The sequence below is a fragment of the Streptomyces sp. AMJ-169 genome, from assembly GCF_055597585.1.
This window is the reverse complement of the sequence record NZ_JBVLTJ010000006.1, coordinates 193181-210792: the sequence shown is the minus strand read 5'-3', so window position 1 is coordinate 210792 and position 17612 is coordinate 193181. Positions and strand designations below refer to the sequence as shown.

Below are 17612 nucleotides of genomic sequence, written 5' to 3'. Positions count from 1 at the left end.
TCAGGTCGGGGGGCTCTGTTCGTCAGGTCAGCGCCAGTACGTACGACACCGCCGCCGCTCCCGCCGACGCCGTCCGGACGTGGTTCCAGAACGTCCATCCCCGCAGGTAGGACGGCCAGTACGCGACCCCCTCCGGCGAGTCCGCGCCCAGCTTCAGCAACGTCTCGCCGCGCGGCACGCTGGCCAGGACGGTCACCCCGAACACCCCCGCCAGATACAGCCCGCTGCCCAGCAGCAGCTCCACCCGCCCCGCCTGCGGCCACAGCACGAACGTCACCACCGCGATCACCGCGCACACCCCGGCCGCACCGAAGAACAGCACCATGAACACCGGCCCCAGCGCGACCGAGTTGACCGCGTTCATCGCCGCGGCCCCCCGCGCGGCCGGCAGCGCGGCGAACGCGCGCACGACCAGGACCGACAGACCGGCGAAGAGCCCCGCCATCACACCGGAGACCAGCACACCAGCTGCGGCCATCACCGCGTACGGCCCCTGGACCATGAACGTCAACTCCTGCTTGTAGTACCGGGATCCGTCAACTCCGGTTCGGGGGACGGGGGTCCGACGCCGGTTGCGCTTTGCGCAGCCGCGGGGCGCCGACTCCCGCTCGGCGGAACCGAGCCCCCTTCCGCCGCCGAAGCCCACCCCTCACCCCACCGCAGCCACCCCGCCCCGCCACCGCGCCAACACCGTCTCCGCCCCCGCCGCGATCCTGCGCCGCGCCTCCGCACGCGGGACCCCGTCCATCAGCAGGCGGTCGTACGGGGTGTCGACGTGCCGTACAGAGGCGACGACCGCGGCGGTCACCGCGCTCTCGGTCAGCGCGCGGCCGGCCGCGCTGCGCCCCACCCGGCCGCTGCCGCGCACCGACGCGTGCCCGGCGATCGCCTGCGCGCGGTTCGCCGGGCAGGCCGGGAACAGCCGCCGTATCTCCGCCGCGAACGCCGCCGCGAACCGCACGTCCTCGGCGGCCCGGCGCCGCGCGTCCCGCGCCCGCCGTCTGCGCCGCGCCTCGGCGTCCGCGAGACAGCGGGTCTCCGCCCGCGCGAGCCCCGCCTCCTCGACGAGCACGCCCTGCCGCTCGTACCGCCCCCTGCGCCGGTCGAACCGCACGACCACCACCGACAGCCCGCTCTCCTCCCGCGCCCGCCGGGTCAGCGCCGTGTCCCCGCGCGGGAGGAACACCAGATGCCCGAGATCCGCGCACCCCAGACACCAGGGCGCCCCCTCCTCCCGCACGAGTGACGCCAGCGGACCCCGCCGGCACTTGGCACAACAGACCCGCCGCACCGCCTGAAAGACCAACAGCCCCGAACGCCCGCCAGCCGCCATACGCCTTTCATGCCCGGGTTCCGGGACGGGGACACGCCGGTGGGGGCAGGGGGCGGGGCGGGAACGCGCCGGTGGGGATCGGTCGACGGGGGTGGGCGGAGGGGTGTGGGGCGGGAGCACGCCGGTGGGGGGCGGTCGACGGGGGGTGGGCAGGGGGTGCGGGACGGGATCGCCCCGGTGGGGGCCGGCCGACGGGGGCTGGGCAAGGGTGCGGGGCGGGAACGTGCCGGTGGGGAGGGGGCAACGGGGGCTGGGCGGAGGGGTGCGGGGCGGGAGCACGCCGGTGGGGGCGGCCGACGGGGGTGGGCAGGGGGGTGCGGGGCGGGATCACGCCGGTGGGGATCGGTCAACCGGGGCTGGGCAGGCGGGTGTTGGGGTGCGTCGGCGGGCGGGGGCGGCGGCTGAGGGGCGGACCTCCTGCGCGAGCCCTCACCCCCTTGCCGCATCATGACCCCTGTGCGACTCGAAGCGATCACCTGGGACCGGCTCGGTGAGCTGTTTGGCCGAGCGGCTGGCGGGACTGGAGCCGTCGGACGGCAGCCCCTGGCCGAGGGTCGCCTTCGACGGGGCCCCGGCCGCGCGGCCGGGCGAGCTGGCGGCACGGGTCGCGGACGCGCTGCGGGTACGCGGGCGGCCGTCCCGTACGGTCGACACACACGGCTTCCTGCGCCCCGCGTCCGTCCGCTTCGAGCACGGCCACCATGACGCGGACGCTTATTACGACGGCTGGTTCGACACCCGCGCGCTGTGGCGGGAGGTCTTCGGCCCCCTCGAACCCGGCGGCGACGGACGTGTCCTGCCCGACCTGTGGGACCCGGCGACCGACCGCGCCACCCGCAGCCCGTACGTCCGGCTCCCGCCCGGCGGCTTCCTGTTGCTGCACGGCCCCCTCCTCCTGCGGCACTGGTTCCCCTTCGACCTGACCGTCCACCTCCAGCTCTCCCCGCCCGCCCTGCGCCGCCGCACCCCCGACGCCGAGCAGTGGACCCTGCCCGCGTACGAGCGCTACGCCGCCGAGACCGATCCGGCGACGGCCGCCGATGTCCTGATCCGGGCCGACGATCCACGGCATCCTGCTTGGAACGCCGGCGGGGAGGGCTGACCCCCCGGGGGGGCTTCCGGGAGAGGGCTTCCCAGAGAGGGGGCTTCCCGGAGGGGGGGGCTTCCCGGAGGGCTTTCGGGAGGGCTTCCGGTAGGGCTGAGCTTCTTCGGATGCGGGCTTGGAGCGGCCGGCCTGGTTCCGAAGGGCCGAGCGCTCTGCGAGATGAGCCCGGCGTGCCCTCCCGCTCGGCGCGCCCTTCTTTGGCCGGTGCGGCCCGCCCGGCTTCGCCCCGCCCCGGGAAGGTGCGCCCCCCAGGAGGTGCCCTCCCGGGAAGGTGCGCCCCCTCCACCCCCCGGCGACAATGGATCCCGCCGGGACAGTGACGCCCCCCGCGCCGCGCCGGCCGTCCGGCAAGGGAGGCCGTCCATGACCACGGCCGGAGACATCATGCACCGGGGTGCGCAGTGGATCCCCGCCCACGAGACCCTCGACCGCGCCGCCCAGCTGATGCGCGACCTGAACGTCGGAGCCCTGCCCATCAGCGACGAGAACGAACGGCTCTGCGGCATCCTCACCGACCGCGACATCGTCGTCGGCTGCGTGGCCATGGGCCACGACCCGGCGAAGGTGACCGCCGGCGAGATGGCCCAGGGCACCCCCCGCTGGATCGACGCCGGCGCCGACGTCAGCGAGGTCCTCCAGGAGATGCAGGGCCATCAGATCCGCCGGCTCCCGGTGATCGCCGGCAAACGCCTCGTCGGCATGATCAGCGAGGCCGACTTGGCCCAGCACCTCACCGCGAGCCAGCTGGCGACCTGGACGGAGAGCGTCTACGCGCGGACCGGCCCCGGCCCGCACTGAGCGCCCCTCACAGCCACCCGTTGCGCCGGAAGCCCCGGTACAGGGAGAGGCAGACGACGGCTATCAGCCCGAGGACGAGGGGGTATCCGTAGGTCCAGTGCAGCTCCGGCATGTGGTCGAAGTTCATGCCGTACACCCCGCACACCATCGTCGGCACGGCGATCACCGCCGCCCACGCCGTGATCTTGCGCATGTCCTCGTTCTGCGCGACGGACACCTGCGCCAGATGCGCCTGGAGGATCGAGTTCAGCAGTTCGTCGAAGGCGGCGATCTGCTCGGTGGCCCGCAGGAGATGGTCGGCGACGTCCCGGAAGTACGCCTGTATCTCCGGCTCGATCACCCGCGCCGGCCGGTCCGCGAGCTCCAGCAGCGGCCGGCCGAGCGGCACCACCGCCCGCTTCAGCTCCAGCAGCTCCCGCTTGAGCTGGTAGATCCGCCCCGGGTCGGCCCGCCCGCCCTCGTCGGTGAAGACGTCCGTCTCCACCTGGTCGATGTCCGCCTGCATCGCGTCGGTGACGGCCAGGTAGTCGTCGACGACATGGTCCGCGATCGCGTGCAGCACCGCCGAAGGGCCCTTGGCGAGCTGCGCGGGGGAGGCCTCCAGGCCCTCGCGCAGAGGGCCGAGCGAGCCGTGCCTGCCGTGCCGGACGGTGATCACGAAGTCCCGGCCGACGAAGACCATGATCTCGCCGGTGCTCACCACCTCGCTGGTCGCGGTCAGTTGCTCGTGCTCCACGTAACAGACCGTCTTGAACACCGCGAACAGCGTCTCGTCGTACCGCTCGACCTTCGGCCGCTGATGGGCCTCGACCGCGTCCTCCACCGCCAGCGGATGCAGGTCGAACAGCTCGGCGATGCCCGCGAACTCGGCGTTCGTCGGCTCGTGCAGCCCCAGCCAGACGAAGCCGTGCTTCTGCTTGCGGACCCGCTCCACCGTGTCCACCAGGTCCCCGGCCGCGGGGGCGCGCACCCCGTCCTCGTACGCCACGCAGTTGACCACCGAGGAACCCAGCGGTGAGCGCGCCGGATGGCTGAGGTCGACCCGCGCGACCTTGCGTGCCAGCCGCACCGCCTTGCGCAGCCCCCCGACCCTGCCCAGGCCGGTGACCTTCCGCAGATTTCCCGCCATGGTCATACGGCTCTCCTCCCCGGCTCTTCCCGCTTTGCGCCGATCCGTTCGTCTGGCCCGCCAGTGTGCCAGCCGGACGTATGCGACGGGTAAGGCCTGTGGAAAACCGGCATTCCGCTTTGTTCCCGCCTGTGGAAAACGGTCGCGTCGGCCTCCCTCGACAACCCGGATAAATGGGATGATCACCTCATGACGCGAACCGACGGGTATCTCCTCGACAACCAGCGGGCCGAGGCGGGCGAGCGTTTCGACGCCTTCGCCACCCTCTTCGACCCCACGACCTTCCGTCACCTCGAAGGCCTCGGCATCGGACCCGGCTGGCGCTGCTGGGAGGTCGGCGCGGGCGGTACCTCCGTGGTCTCCTGGCTGGCCAAGAAGGTCGGCCCGACCGGCCGGGTGCTCGCCACCGACCTCGACACCACCCACCTCGCCTCCGCCGCCCGGCCCGTCGAGGTCCGTGTCCACGACGTCGGCGCCGAGGAGCCGCCGGGGGAGGGCTTCGACCTGGTCCACGCCCGCCTCGTCCTCGTCCATGTCCCGGACCGGGACCGGGCGTTGCGCTCGATGATCAAGGCGCTGCGGCCCGGCGGCCGGCTCCTGATCGAGGACGCCGACCCCGCCCTCCAGCCGCTGATCTGCCCCGACGAGCACGGCCCCGCCCAGCAGCTCGCCAACCGGCTGCGGCACGCCTTCCGCACCCTGCTCGCCGAGCGCGGCGCCGACCTCGCCTATGGCCGCCGACTGCCCCGCCTGCTGCGCGAGGCCGGCCTCCAACGCGTCGAGGCCGACGCCTACTTCCCCGTCACGTCCCCCGCCTGCGCGGCCCTGGAGTCGGCCACCGTCCGCCATCTCCGCCCCGCCCTCACCGCCGCCGGCCTCGCCACCGACGAGGACATCGACCGACACCTGGCCAACATCGCCTCCGGAGGGATGGATTTGGCCACGGCACCGATGATCTCGGCTTGGGGGCGGAAGGGGTGATGCGCGCGGGGGCGCTCGGCCGCGGGCGCGTGCGCGGCTGGGGCCTGTACCGCAATTTCCTGACCTGCCGCGCCCTCCGTCCACGGTCGCGTGCGCGGCTGGGCGCTGCCCGCGCGGGGCGGCTCTTCGGCCGGGGCGCCCGCGCGGCTGACGATGCCTTGGCCCGCCGGATACGCCCGCCCGGCCGGGGGCAGTTGACCGCCCGGGGACGCCTCCTCGCCCGAGGCCGCCCGCGCGGACAGCGGCACCCACCGCCCAAGGCCGCCCGCGCCTCCCAGCGCGCCCCTCCCGCCGAACCCCACCCCTCAAACCCCCGGTGGCCGGCCCCCCACCCCCTCCACCGCCCGTGCCCCCGCCCGGCACCCCTCGCCCGCCGCCGTCTCCGCGTCCGCGCCGGACGACAGCGCCGCCAGGAACGCCCCCGTGAACGCGTCCCCCGCCCCCGTCGTGTCCCGGGCCCGCGCTGCGACGGCCGGTACGCGCGCGAGGATCTCGCCGCCGCGTGCCACCACCGCCCCCTCCGCGCCCTGCTTGGCCACCACCAGCGCTACCTGGAGGCTCAGCTTGGCCGCCGCGTCGGCGGTGTCGGGCAGGCCCGTCAGCAGGCACGCCTCGTCACGGCTGGGCAGCAACAGGTCGATGCCGTCGACGAGTTCCAGGAACCGCGCGGTGCCCAGCTCCGTGAGGAAACCGGCCGACGCGGGGTCGAGGCTGACCGGAACGCCCCGCGCGCGGGCCGCCGTCAGCGCCGTACGCACCAGGGCGCGGCCGGTGGCGGAGAACAGCAGGTAGCCCGAGAGATGCAGCCGGGCGACGCCGTCCAGGAGGGCGTCGGACCAGTCGCCGGGGGACAGGCGCAGCGAGGCGCCGCTGTCGGTGAGGAACGTCCGCTCGGCCCCCGCCGCGGAGTCGACCAGGCAGATCACCGTCCCGGTGGCCGCCTCAGGATCGACGACCAGGAGCGGCCGTACCCCGTGGGCGGCCAGTTCCCGCTCGTGCCACGCGGCCGAATCCGCCCCGACCCGGCCCAGCAGCCGTACGTCCGCGCAGCCCCAATGGGCGGCCCAGCACGCCACGTTGGCGCCCGCGCCGCCCGGGAGGGTCGAGATCGCGGCGGCGGTGTCGGTACCGGCCGCCGCAGGGCCCGCGTAACGGGCCACCACGTCCGTCACGACGTCCCCGACGACCAGGAGCCCCCCGCCGCCCGCCACGGCCGCTCAGCCCTCGGCCCAGGCCGCCGCGATCCGCGCGGCCAGCCGGACGTTGCCGCCCACGGCCGCGAGGTTGGCCTCCAGGGACGCGCCGTCGGTGTGCCGGACCAGGTAGCCCAGCAGGAACGGGGTGACCTGCTGCCCCTTGATGCCCGCCTCCTCGCATGCGCGCAGGGCGTCGGCGAGCACGCGCGCGTGGAGCGCGGGATCCAACTGCCGCTCCTCGGGCACGGGGTTGGCGACGATCAGTGCCGAAGGCGGCGTCCGCAGCGCGTCCTGGGCCCGCATCACCTCCGCGACCGCCCCGGGCGTCTCCAGGGTCCACTCCACGGGGTGGCCGGAGTCCGACAGGTAGAAGCCCGGGAAGCGGTCCGTGCCGTACCCGGCGACCGCCACACCCAGCGTCTCCAGGCGCTGGAGCGTCGCCGGCACGTCCAGGATCGACTTCACGCCCGCGCACACCACCGTGATCCGCGTTCGCGCGAGCAGCCCCAGGTCGGCCGACTCGTCCTGGGTGAGCGTCCACTCCCGGTGCACCCCGCCGAGCCCGCCGGTGGCGAACACCCGCACCCCGGCCAGCGCCGCCAGCTGCGCGGTCGCCGACACCGTCGTCGCCCCGCTCACCCCGGCCGCCACCGCCAGCGGCAGATCCCGGTGGCTCAGCTTGCGGACGTCCTCATTGGCGATCCGCTCGATCTGCTCCTTGTCGAGCCCCACATGCGGCAGCCCGTCCAGCACCGCCACGGTCGCCGGTACGCCGCCCTCCGCGCGGACGGCGTCCTCCAGTTCGCGCGCCACCTGGAGGTTGCGCGGCCGGGGCAGCCCGTGCGAGATGATCGTCGACTCCAGCGCCACCACGGGCCGCCGCGCCGCGAGCGCCTCCCGTACCTCTTCCGACACCGCCAGCACCACGGGCCCGCCTCCTCTAGGTCGCTCCTGACCTCATCTCTGGCGGTCGCGGCCCCTGGTCAAACCCTTGCGCCCTGTGGAGCCCGCCACCCTGCGGGGACATGACGGACAACACCACACGTCTCACCCGCCACCCCGCGCCCAGACGCGGTCAGAACAGCGGCTCCGGCAGCACCCCCTCCAGCGCCAGCAGCCTCCGCTTCGTCTCCAGGCCGCCCCCGAACCCGCCGATCCCCCCGTCGCTCTCCACCACCCGGTGACACGGCACCACGACCGGCAGCGGATTGGCCCCCATCGCCACCCCCACCGCCTGAGCCGCCCTCGGCTGCCCCACCCGCCGCGCCAGCTCCCCATAGCCTGCTACGGCCCCGTACGGCACCCCTGACGCCAGCTCGCGCAGCACCTGCCGGTTGAACCCCGTGACCAGCGACCAGTCCAGCGCCAGCGCGAACCGGCGCCGCCGCCCCGCGAAGTACTCCTCCAGCTGGCGTACCGGCTCCGCCAGCGCCGCCGACCCGGGCGCCTCCACGGGCAGACTCCCCAGCCGCTCCCCGAGCCGCTCCAGCGCCCGCCCGCGCACCGCGCCCTCCGCGTGGAACACCACATGCACCAGCCCCGCGCGGGTCGCCGCCAGCAGCAGTGGACCGACGCCACTGCCGACGACGGCCCACACGACCTGCTCCCCGGACTCCCCGACACCGCTCATGCCCTCACGGTACGGCCCGGCACTGACAACGCCGGATCAGTACCAGTACAGCGCCCGCCGCACGACGTCCGGTTTGTTGCTGATGATCCCGTCGACGCCGTACCCGCGCACCGTGCGCGCGGTGGCCGCGTCGTCGACCGTCCACACGAACACCTTCAGCGGCGCGTTGTGCGGCCCCCGGACGCTGTGCGCCGCCGCCACCCAGCTCTGCGACACCCCGCCGTACGCCGGGTTGACCTGGTCGACGAACCGCGCGTAGGCGGGCAGTTCGGCCTCCGTCGGCGTGCCCAGGTAGCCGGTGCGCACCGCCGGGCGCAGGTCATGGACGGTTTTCAGACTCTCCGCGTCGAAGCTCTGCACCACCAGGCGGCTCGTCAGATGCGCCCGGTCCAGCCAGCCCTCGTTGCCGAGCACCTTGACGATCTGCTGCTCGATCCCCGGATACAGCTGCGGGTTCTTGATCTCCAGAAGGAGCTTCTGACCATTGTGTTCGAGGCGATTCACGAACTGCTTCAGGGTCGGTACGCGCGTGCCCGCGTAAGCCTGTGAGAACCAGCTGCCCGCGTCGAGCTTCGCGATCTCCGCCGCCGTGAAGTCCTTCACTTTCCACGGCGCGCGGCCCGGAAAGATCTTGGCCGCATTCGTCGTACGGCGCAGGGTGTCGTCGTGGATCACCACGAGTTCCCCGTCCTTGGTGCGCTGCACGTCGTTCTCGATCCAGCCGATGCCCAGTTGGGCCGCCTTGTCGGCGGAGGCCAGGGTGTTCTCGGGGGCCTGGGAGGAGGCCCCCCGATGGCCGATGACGGCGGGGAAGGGGCGGCTCACCGCCTGGGCCTCCTGGACCGGCGCCATCAGGAGCGCCGCGGCACCGGCCACAGAGGCGGCCGCGGCGACAACTACGCGCGCGTACATGCGTACTCCCTCGCTTCTTGTGACCACGTAAGTATTCACTGTGACATTCGTGGGAGGACCGCGGAGGGGACGCCGGATGGCCACACAATGAATGGAGTTGCCCGCAGGCGCTCACCACTGGCGCACAAGTGGGGCAGAGGCGTGTTTCTTTGCCGGAAAATCGTTCGACCATTCCGGTGAGGGTCATACTCTCTGCGTCGACCCTGACCGCTCGCGCGGTCCACGGGAAGGGGCGCATTCCAGGAAAGTCAACAAACAGGGGCGGAAGGGCAGCCGCGCATGCAGGGCACGGTCGACGGATTCAGCTACGGACTGGTCACCCCGCTGGTGGCCTATGTGCTGGCCTGCCTCGGTGGTGCGCTGGGACTGCGCTGCACGACCAGAGCGCTGCTCGTCGCCCACTCCTGGCGCCCCGGCTGGCTGGCCCTCGCCTCCGCCGCCATGGGCTCCGGCATATGGACCATGCACTTCATCGCCATGATGGGCTTCACCGTCCACGGCGCACCCATCCGGTACGACAAGCCGATCACCTACGCCAGCCTCGGTGTCGCGATCCTCATGGTCGGCGTCGGGATCTTCATCGTCGGCTACAAGGGCGCCTCCGGGACGGCCCTGTTCACCGGAGGGACCGTCACCGGCCTGGGCATCGCCTCGATGCACTACCTGGGTATGGCCGGCATGGAGCTCAACGCCCAGCTGGAGTACAGCACCGCCTCCGTCGCGGCCTCCGTCGCCATCGCCATGGCCGCCGCCACCGCCGCCCTGTGGGCCGCCGGCCGGGTCAGAGGCCTGTGGTGGAGCATCGGCGCCAGCCTTGTCATGGGCCTGGCCGTCACCGGCATGCATTACACCGGCATGGCCGGCCTCAGCGTCCACCTCCACCCCGGCGCCGACGGCTCCGCCGACACGCCCGCCTCCCTCCTCGCGCCCATGCTGATCGGCCCCCTCGCCTTCCTCGCCGTCGCCGGGGTCCTCGTCATGTTCGACCCCCTGATGGTCATGGGCAGACCCGCCGTGCCCCCCGCCGAGCACAAGCCCGGAGTCCCCGCCCACCCCGCCGCCGGACACCCCGGCCGCCACCCCCGCCTGCGCACCCGGCGCGGCGCCGCACACCTCGGCGAGCGCACCCCGCAGAACCGCTGAGCCGCACAAAACCCCTGATCGGACGCTGTTGTCAGTGCGGGGTCGTACGGTGGATGACATGCGGCCCGTTTCCAGCATCGAACGTACGGTGGCGCCCTTCGAGGTCGTCAGCCCCTACCAGCCCAGCGGTGACCAGCCGGCGGCCATCGCCGAGCTCGCCAAGCGCGTCGAGGCCGGTGAGAGGGACGTCGTCCTCCTCGGCGCGACCGGCACCGGCAAGTCCGCCACCACCGCGTGGATGATCGAGAAGCTCCAGCGCCCCACCCTGGTGATGGCCCCCAACAAGACCCTGGCCGCCCAGCTGGCGAACGAGTTCCGCGAACTGCTGCCGAACAACGCGGTCGAATACTTCGTCTCGTACTACGACTACTACCAGCCCGAGGCGTACGTCCCCCAGTCGGACACCTACATCGAGAAGGACTCCTCGATCAACGAGGAGGTCGAGCGGCTGCGCCACTCCGCGACGAACTCGCTGCTCACCCGCCGCGACGTCATCGTGGTCGCCTCCGTCTCCTGCATCTACGGCCTCGGCACACCCCAGGAGTACGTCGACCGCATGGTCCCCCTGAAGGTCGGCGAGGAGATCGACCGGGACGAACTGCTGCGCCGCTTCGTCGACATCCAGTACACCCGCAACGACCTCGCCTTCACCCGGGGCACCTTCCGGGTGCGCGGCGACACCATCGAGATCTTCCCCGTCTACGAGGAACTCGCCGTCCGCATCGAGATGTTCGGCGACGAGATCGAGGCCCTGTCCACGCTCCACCCGCTCACCGGCGAGATCATCAGCGACGACCGGCAGCTGTACGTCTTCCCGGCCTCCCACTACGTTGCGGGACCCGAACGCCTGGAGCGCGCCGCCAACGACATCGAGAAGGAGCTCGGCGCACGCCTCGCCGAACTGGAGAAGCAGGGCAAGCTCCTGGAGGCCCAGCGGCTGCGCATGCGCACCACGTACGACCTGGAGATGCTCCGCCAGATCGGCTCCTGCTCCGGCGTCGAGAACTACTCGATGCACTTCGACGGCCGCGAGCCCGGCTCCCCGCCCAACACACTCCTGGACTACTTCCCGGACGACTTCCTCCTCGTCATCGACGAGTCGCACAACACCGTCCCCCAGATCGGCGCCATGTACGAGGGCGACGCCTCCCGCAAGCGCACCCTCGTCGACCACGGCTTCCGCCTCCCCTCCGCGCTCGACAACCGCCCCCTGAAGTGGGAGGAGTTCCAGCAGCGCATCGGCCAGACCGTCTACCTGTCGGCCACCCCGGGCAAGTACGAGCTGTCCCGCGCGGACGGCGTCGTCGAGCAGATCATCCGGCCCACCGGCCTCATCGACCCCGAGATCGTCGTCAAGTCCACCGAGGGCCAGATCGACGACCTGGTGCACGAGATCCGCGGCCGGGTCGAGAAGGACGAACGGGTCCTGGTCACCACCCTCACCAAGAAGATGGCCGAGGACCTCACCGACTACTTCCTGGAACTCGGCATCCAGGTCCGCTACCTCCACAGCGACGTCGACACCCTGCGCCGCATCGAGCTGCTGCGCGAACTGCGCGCCGGCGAGTTCGACGTCCTCGTCGGCATCAACCTCCTGCGCGAGGGCCTCGACCTGCCCGAGGTCTCCCTGGTGGCGATCCTCGACGCCGACAAGGAGGGCTTCCTGCGCTCGGGAACCTCCCTCATCCAGACCATCGGCCGCGCCGCCCGCAACGTCTCCGGCCAGGTCCACATGTACGCCGACAAGATCACCCCGGCGATGGAGCGGGCCATCGACGAGACCAACCGGCGCCGGGAGAAGCAGGTCGCCTACAACACGGCGAACGGCATCGACCCCCAGCCGCTGCGCAAGAAGATCAACGACATCGTCGCCCAGATCGCCCGCGAGGAGGTCGACACCGAGCAGCTGCTCGGCAGCGGCTACCGCGCGAAGAAGGACGGCCGGGGCACCAAGGCGCCCGTGCCCGCCCTCGGCGACAAGTCCCTCAAGGGGGCCAAGGCGAAGAAGGGCAAGGCCAAGGAGGCCGTGCCGACCGACCGGCCCGCCGCCGAACTCGCCGGGCAGATCGAGGAGATGACCGCGCGGATGCGCGCCGCCGCCGCCGACCTCCAGTTCGAGGTCGCCGCCCGGCTGCGCGACGAGGTCTCCGAGATGAAGAAGGAACTGCGCCAGATGAAGGAGGCCGGTCTGGCCTGAGCCGGCGGCTGTGTTGCAGGACCGACACAAAACACCCGCGCGGGTACGGCACTGTCAGTGCCCTTGCGTAGGGTTCAGGACAACCGCGTCAAGGCAGTTCGAGAGGGGAAACAGCCCGTGACCGTCAACTTGTCCAAGGGCCAGGCCATCAGCCTTCAGAAGAACGACGGAGGCAGCCTGACCGCGGTGCGGATGGGTCTCGGCTGGAAGGCGGCCCCCCGGCGCGGCTTCTTCGGCAGCCGCACCCGGGAGATCGACCTCGACGCGTCCGCCGTCCTGTTCGCGGACAAGCAGCCGGTCGACGTCGTCTTCTTCCGCCACCTGGTGAGCGACGACGGCTCGGTCCGGCACACGGGCGACAACCTGGTCGGCGGCGTCGGCCAGGGCGGTGACGACGAGGCGATCCTCGTCGACCTCTCGCGCGTGCCGGTCCATGTCGACCAGATCGTCTTCACCGTCAACTCCTTCACCGGGCAGACCTTCCAGGAGGTCGAGAACGCCTTCTGCCGCCTGGTCGACGAGACCAACGGCCAGGAGCTGGCCCGCTACACGCTCGCGGGCGGCGGCGCGTTCACCGCCCAGGTCATGGCGAAGGTGCACCGCGTCGGCCAGGGCTGGTCGATGACCGCGATCGGCACCCCGGCCAACGGCCGCACCTTCCAGGACCTGATGCCCGCGATCCTGCCGGTCCTCTGACCGGCCTTCCCGAGAGGGACCGGGGCACCACCACAACAACACACGCACCACAGGGGGACAGGCGATGACGGCCGAGCTGACGCGGGGGCAGAACGTCCCGCTCTCCCAGGTCCGCCTGGAGATCAGGGTCTCGGCCGGCACACCGGTGCTGGCCGGGGCCACCCTCGGCGACGAGGAGGGCCGGGTCCGCGCCGCCGGCCAGGTCGCCCACCCCGGCGCCCCGGCCCTGCCCGGCCTGGAGGTCCCCCGCACCGCGGCCGTGCGCCACCGCCTCGCCGTCGACCTGGACGCCGTACCGGCCACGGCCCACCGTGTCCACATCCTGCTGGCCCTCCCCGCCGGCGGCCCGCCCCGCTTCGGCTCCGTCGCCGCCCCCTACGTGAGCGTCACCACCCCCGACGGCACCGACCTGGCCACCTTCACCCTGACCGGCCTGGACACCGAGTCGGCGGTCGTCGCCCTGGAGCTGTACCGCCGCCGGGGCACCTGGAAGGTCCGCGCGGTCGGCCAGGGCTACTCCGGCGGTCTGGCGGAACTCCTCACGGACCAGGGCCTGCCCCAGGCCCGTGAACTCGCGGCGGCGATCCACGACTGCGCGGCCCCCACCGTCCCCGGCCAGATCCCGGCCCCGGACCGCTTCCACGCCCCCGGCACGGCGTACAGCAGCCAGGAGGCGGGCATCCCGGGAGCCGCCCAGCGGCCGACGGGCCCGTACGACGCCCAGGCGCCCCAGCAGACGCCTCCGCCGGCCTCGCCTGCCCTGGGCGCCCCGGGAGGCCCGTACGCGGCTCCTGAGCCCGCTCAGGGGGCGTCCGCGAGCGGACCGTCCGCCCCGGTCGACTACACCCACCCCGGCCGCCGTACGACCCCTCCCGTCCCGCCGGCCCCGCCCGTCGTGCCGGTCGCCGGGGACGCGAACGGGTGGTCCATGGAGGAGCGGCTCTACAACCAGGTGTGGGGCATGTTCGAGGATCTGGCGCGGTCGGTGGCGGCTTATCGCGGCGCCGTCGACTTCGCGGACGGGCGGATGGAGCGGGAGCTGGACGCGGCGCTGGCGGATCCGCGGCGCAGGGTCGGCGGGGAGGCGGACTCCGCGCGGGAGACGGCCCGGGCGCGGCACGCCGAACTGATGGACCGCGCGCGGGACGTGCTCGACCGGGACCTGGCCCAGCTGGCCGCCGAGTCCGAGGTCGTCGAGCCCGCGCTGCCGGCGCCCTACGCGCGCTGGGACAACCCGGTGTGGCACGGCTATCAGGTACCCGGGGAGGCGCCCATGGCGGTGCGGCTCGGGGAGCTGCGGCTGCCGGAGAGCGCGGAACTGGCCATCCCCATGCTGGTCAAGCTGCCCTTGGAACGCGGTCTGTGGATCGACGGCGGGGCGTCAGGACTGGACTCCCTGGCGGACGGCGACGAGGTGCGCCGGCTCGCTCTGGACGCGGCGGTCGCGCACACCGCGCGGTTGCTCGCGGCGCATCCGGCGGGCGGGTTCGGGGTGCACGTCGTCGACCCGGCGGGCGCGGGGGCCGCGGCCCTGGCCCCGCTGGTGCGCGCGGGCGTGCTCGCCGCGCCGCCCGCCGCCGGCGCGGCCGGGGTGGCGCAGGTGCTGGGGCGGCTCACGGAGCGGGTCGACCTGGTGCAGATGGCGGTGCGCGGCGGCGCGCCCGACGCGCTGCCGCCGGGCCTGGACACCGCGCCCCAGCTGCTGCTCGTCAACGACTTCCCGCACGGCTTCGACGACCGCGCGGTGAACCAGCTGCGCTATCTCGCCGACGAGGGCCCGGACGTCGGCGTGCACCTGATGCTGGTCGCCGACCGCGAGGACGCCGCCGCGTACGGCCCGCTGCTGGACCCGCTGTGGCGCTCCCTGCTGCGGCTGACGCCGGTGCCCGAGGACCATCTGGCCGACCCGTGGGTGGGGCACGCGTGGACGTACGAGCCGGCGCTGGTGCCGCCCGGCAGCCAGGTGCTCCAGCGGGTGCTCGGGCAGGTCGCCGAGGCCCGTATCAAGGAAAGGTAAAGCCATTCTGACCTGCGAGTTTGGTCTTTCTTTCGCTTGGGCCTTTACCTTTTCTTGGGGATAGGGGTACTGTTTTCCGTACGGAGGGGAGTATTCCCCGTCGACTGCGGCGTACCCGTCAATACGGATCAGGCCTGATCCCGGGGCGCCGGCCCATCCTGGGTGGAAGAGACCTCCGGCAGCGCGACGACGCTGAGTTCATGCCGTTACGTAGCCGGAGGCGCAGCAATGGAAGTTTCCGCGACCCTGTGGGTCCTCACGATCGTGGGCCTCAGTGCCCTGATCGCCGTCGATTTCTTCATCGGCCGCAAGCCGCACGACGTGTCCATCAAGGAAGCCGGCATCTGGACGGTCGTCTGGATCGCCCTGGCGGGCCTCTTCGGCCTCGGTCTCGCGGTCTTCGGGGACGGGCAGGCCTCCGGCGAGTTCTTCGCCGGGTTCATCACCGAGAAGTCGCTGAGCGTCGACAACCTCTTCGTCTTCGTCCTGATCATGGCGAAGTTCGCGGTCCCCTCGCAGTACCAGCAGCGGGTCCTGCTCATCGGCGTCCTCATCGCCCTGGTCCTGCGCGCGATCTTCATCGCCGCCGGCGCCGCGATCCTCGCCAGCTTCTCCTGGGTCTTCTACATTTTCGGCGCCTTCCTGATCTGGACCGCCTGGAAGCTCATCCAGGAGGCGCGCGCCGACGCGGAGGACGAGGAGTTCGAGGAGAACAAGCTGCTCAAGGCCGTCGAGAAGCGCTTCGGCGTGGCCGACCGCTACCACGGCACGAAGCTGTGGATCCAGGAGAACGGCAAGCGGGTCATGACCCCGATGCTGGTCGTCATCCTCGCCATCGGCACCACCGACGTCCTCTTCGCCCTCGACTCGATCCCCGCGATCTTCGGCCTGACCCAGGACCCGTACATCGTCTTCACGGCCAACGCGTTCGCCCTCATGGGCCTGCGCCAGCTGTACTTCCTCATCGGCGGCCTGCTGCGCAAGCTGGTCCACCTCAGCTACGGCCTGTCGATCATCCTCGGGTTCATCGGCGTGAAGCTCGTGCTGCACGCCCTGCACGAGTCCGGGGTCCATGTCCCCGAGATCGGCATCCCCGTCTCCCTTGGCGTCATCTGCACCGTTCTGATCGTCACGACGATCACGAGCCTTCAGGCCTCGAAGAAGCAGGCGGCGGCCGAGGCGGCCCGTTCGGCGCGGGAGGAAGCCGAGAAGGACAGCGTCACCAGCTGATCCTCGGGTCGGAGGGGAGCGGTGCCCGGCGAGGACGACGCCGGGCACCGCTCTTGTTTTCGTGAGCACGTTCCTGATCGCCGCGTGACCGTTTGTGGCCGTAATGCGGGTCCATAGGGGCTCTGCGACGATCGCTGCATGATCACTGGGTCTCGGGCGCTCCCCCTGCACTGGACGACGGCCGTACCGGTGCTGTCGGTCGTCCTGCTGGTGTTCACCTGGGGGCGCGACCTCCCCGGGTGGGTGGTCGCCCTGGTCACGCTGGTCCTCGCCGGAGCGGTCCTCTCGGCCGTGCACCACGCCGAGGTCGTCGCCCACCGCGTCGGCGAACCCTTCGGCTCGCTGGTCCTCGCCGTCGCCGTCACGGTCATCGAGGTCGCCCTGATCGTCACGCTGATGGCGGACGGCGGCGACAAGAGTTCCACGCTCGCCCGGGACACCGTCTTCGCCGCCGTCATGATCACCTGCAACGGCATCGTCGGCCTGTGCCTGCTCACCGCCTCGCTGCGGCACGGCCTCGCCGTCTTCAACCCCGAGGGCACCGGCGCCGCCCTCGCCACCGTCGCGACCCTGGCCACCCTCAGCCTCGTCCTGCCGACCTTCACGACCAGCAAGCCGGGACCCGAGTTCTCGGCCGTCCAGCTCACCTTCGCCGCACTGTCCTCGCTGATCCTGTACGGCCTGTTCGTGGCGACCCAGACCGTACGCCACCGCGACTACTTCCTGCCGCTCACCCGGGAAGGCCACGTCATCACGGCCGACGACCACGCCGAACTGCCCAGCTCCCGCACGGCGCTGATCAGCCTCGGACTGCTCGGCCTCGCGCTCATCGGCGTCGTCGGCCTCGCCAAAGGGGTCTCGCCGACGATCGAGTCGGGCGTCGAGTCCGCCGGGCTGCACCACGCCGTCGTCGGCGTCGTCATCGCCCTGCTCGTCCTCCTCCCGGAGACCATCGCCGCGCTGCGCTCCGCCCGCCGCGACCGCGTCCAGACCAGCCTCAACCTCGCCCTCGGCTCCGCCATGGCGAGCATCGGGCTCACCATCCCGGCGGTCGCGCTCGCGTCGGTCTGGCTGTCCGGGCCGCTCGTCCTCGGGCTCGGCGCGACCCACATGGTGCTGCTCGCGCTGACCGTCGCCGTCAGCTCCCTGACGGTCGTACCCGGCCGGGCGACGCCGCTCCAAGGCGGCGTCCACCTCGTGCTGTTCGCCGCCTATCTGGAGCTCGCCATCAACCCCTAGCCGGAT

The 17612-nt window shown here is 72.3% G+C and carries 15 protein-coding genes and 1 pseudogene; 9 read left to right on the top strand and 7 right to left on the bottom strand.

What is annotated here, in order from left to right; translation table 11 throughout:
- Window positions 1–22 precede the first annotated feature (22 nt).
- Window positions 23–502: an anthrone oxygenase family protein gene (locus ACYUD3_RS16985; protein WP_470970307.1), complete on the bottom strand. Its 480-nt coding sequence runs from the start codon at window positions 500–502 to the stop codon at window positions 23–25.
- 147 nt (window positions 503–649) lie between these two features.
- Window positions 650–1333, bottom strand: coding sequence for a DUF2293 domain-containing protein (locus tag ACYUD3_RS16980; RefSeq protein ID WP_470970305.1), 684 nt, complete (start codon window positions 1331–1333; stop codon window positions 650–652).
- A 447-nt stretch (window positions 1334–1780) separates the two neighbouring features.
- Here ACYUD3_RS16980 and ACYUD3_RS16975 point away from each other — a divergent pair.
- Both ACYUD3_RS16975 and ACYUD3_RS16970 read left to right on the top strand, forming a co-directional pair.
- Window positions 1781–2435 (top strand): annotated as a pseudogene (locus ACYUD3_RS16975) (nucleoside/nucleotide kinase family protein).
- Window positions 2436–2801: 366 nt separating this feature from the next.
- The gene (locus tag ACYUD3_RS16970) at window positions 2802–3236 is read left to right on the top strand and encodes a CBS domain-containing protein (protein WP_470970302.1); all 435 of its coding nucleotides are present in this window, start codon (window positions 2802–2804) and stop codon (window positions 3234–3236) included.
- Window positions 3237–3243: 7 nt separating this feature from the next.
- Here ACYUD3_RS16970 and corA read toward each other — a convergent pair whose 3' ends face one another.
- Complete coding sequence (gene corA / locus ACYUD3_RS16965; RefSeq protein WP_470970299.1) at window positions 3244–4371, bottom strand: magnesium/cobalt transporter CorA; 1128 nt, start codon at window positions 4369–4371, stop codon at window positions 3244–3246.
- A 183-nt stretch (window positions 4372–4554) separates the two neighbouring features.
- Between corA and ACYUD3_RS16960 the strand changes: the two genes are divergently transcribed.
- Entirely contained in the window at window positions 4555–5346 is a 792-nt protein-coding gene (locus ACYUD3_RS16960) for a methyltransferase domain-containing protein (protein ID WP_470970297.1), read from the top strand.
- Between the two features lie 305 nt (window positions 5347–5651).
- Here the strand turns inward: ACYUD3_RS16960 and ACYUD3_RS16955 are convergent, their stop codons facing one another.
- The 4 genes from ACYUD3_RS16955 to ACYUD3_RS16940 form a co-directional block, all read right to left on the bottom strand.
- Window positions 5652–6557 carry a carbohydrate kinase family protein gene (locus ACYUD3_RS16955; RefSeq protein ID WP_470970295.1) on the bottom strand — a complete coding sequence of 302 codons (906 nt, stop codon included), beginning with the start codon at window positions 6555–6557 and terminating at the stop codon, window positions 5652–5654.
- A 6-nt stretch (window positions 6558–6563) separates the two neighbouring features.
- Complete coding sequence (locus tag ACYUD3_RS16950; protein WP_470970292.1) at window positions 6564–7469, bottom strand: pseudouridine-5'-phosphate glycosidase; 906 nt, start codon at window positions 7467–7469, stop codon at window positions 6564–6566.
- Window positions 7470–7617: 148 nt separating this feature from the next.
- The gene (locus tag ACYUD3_RS16945; protein WP_470970290.1) at window positions 7618–8172 is read right to left on the bottom strand and encodes a methylated-DNA--[protein]-cysteine S-methyltransferase; all 555 of its coding nucleotides are present in this window, start codon (window positions 8170–8172) and stop codon (window positions 7618–7620) included.
- Window positions 8173–8208: 36 nt separating this feature from the next.
- Complete coding sequence (locus tag ACYUD3_RS16940; protein WP_470970288.1) at window positions 8209–9084, bottom strand: glycerophosphodiester phosphodiesterase; 876 nt, start codon at window positions 9082–9084, stop codon at window positions 8209–8211.
- A 279-nt stretch (window positions 9085–9363) separates the two neighbouring features.
- On the opposite strand from ACYUD3_RS16940, the gene ACYUD3_RS16935 reads away from it, so the two are divergent.
- From ACYUD3_RS16935 to ACYUD3_RS16910, 6 genes are all read left to right on the top strand, one after another.
- Window positions 9364–10227 (top strand): MHYT domain-containing protein, encoded by an 864-nt coding sequence (locus ACYUD3_RS16935; RefSeq protein WP_470970286.1) that lies wholly within the window; start codon window positions 9364–9366, stop codon window positions 10225–10227.
- 58 nt (window positions 10228–10285) lie between these two features.
- Window positions 10286–12424: an excinuclease ABC subunit UvrB gene (gene uvrB / locus ACYUD3_RS16930; protein WP_470970283.1), complete on the top strand. Its 2139-nt coding sequence runs from the start codon at window positions 10286–10288 to the stop codon at window positions 12422–12424.
- A gap of 117 nt (window positions 12425–12541) precedes the next feature.
- A complete protein-coding gene (locus tag ACYUD3_RS16925; RefSeq protein WP_470970281.1) occupies window positions 12542–13120 on the top strand; it encodes a TerD family protein in 579 nt (192 codons plus the stop codon).
- Between the two features lie 64 nt (window positions 13121–13184).
- Window positions 13185–15137 (top strand): TerD family protein, encoded by a 1953-nt coding sequence (locus ACYUD3_RS16920; RefSeq protein ID WP_470970278.1) that lies wholly within the window; start codon window positions 13185–13187, stop codon window positions 15135–15137.
- 228 nt (window positions 15138–15365) lie between these two features.
- Window positions 15366–16367: a TerC family protein gene (locus ACYUD3_RS16915; RefSeq protein ID WP_470970276.1), complete on the top strand. Its 1002-nt coding sequence runs from the start codon at window positions 15366–15368 to the stop codon at window positions 16365–16367.
- A 138-nt stretch (window positions 16368–16505) separates the two neighbouring features.
- On the top strand, window positions 16506–17606 hold the full coding sequence (locus ACYUD3_RS16910; protein ID WP_470970273.1) for a calcium:cation antiporter: 1101 nt from the start codon (window positions 16506–16508) through the stop codon (window positions 17604–17606).
- Window positions 17607–17612 lie beyond the last annotated feature (6 nt).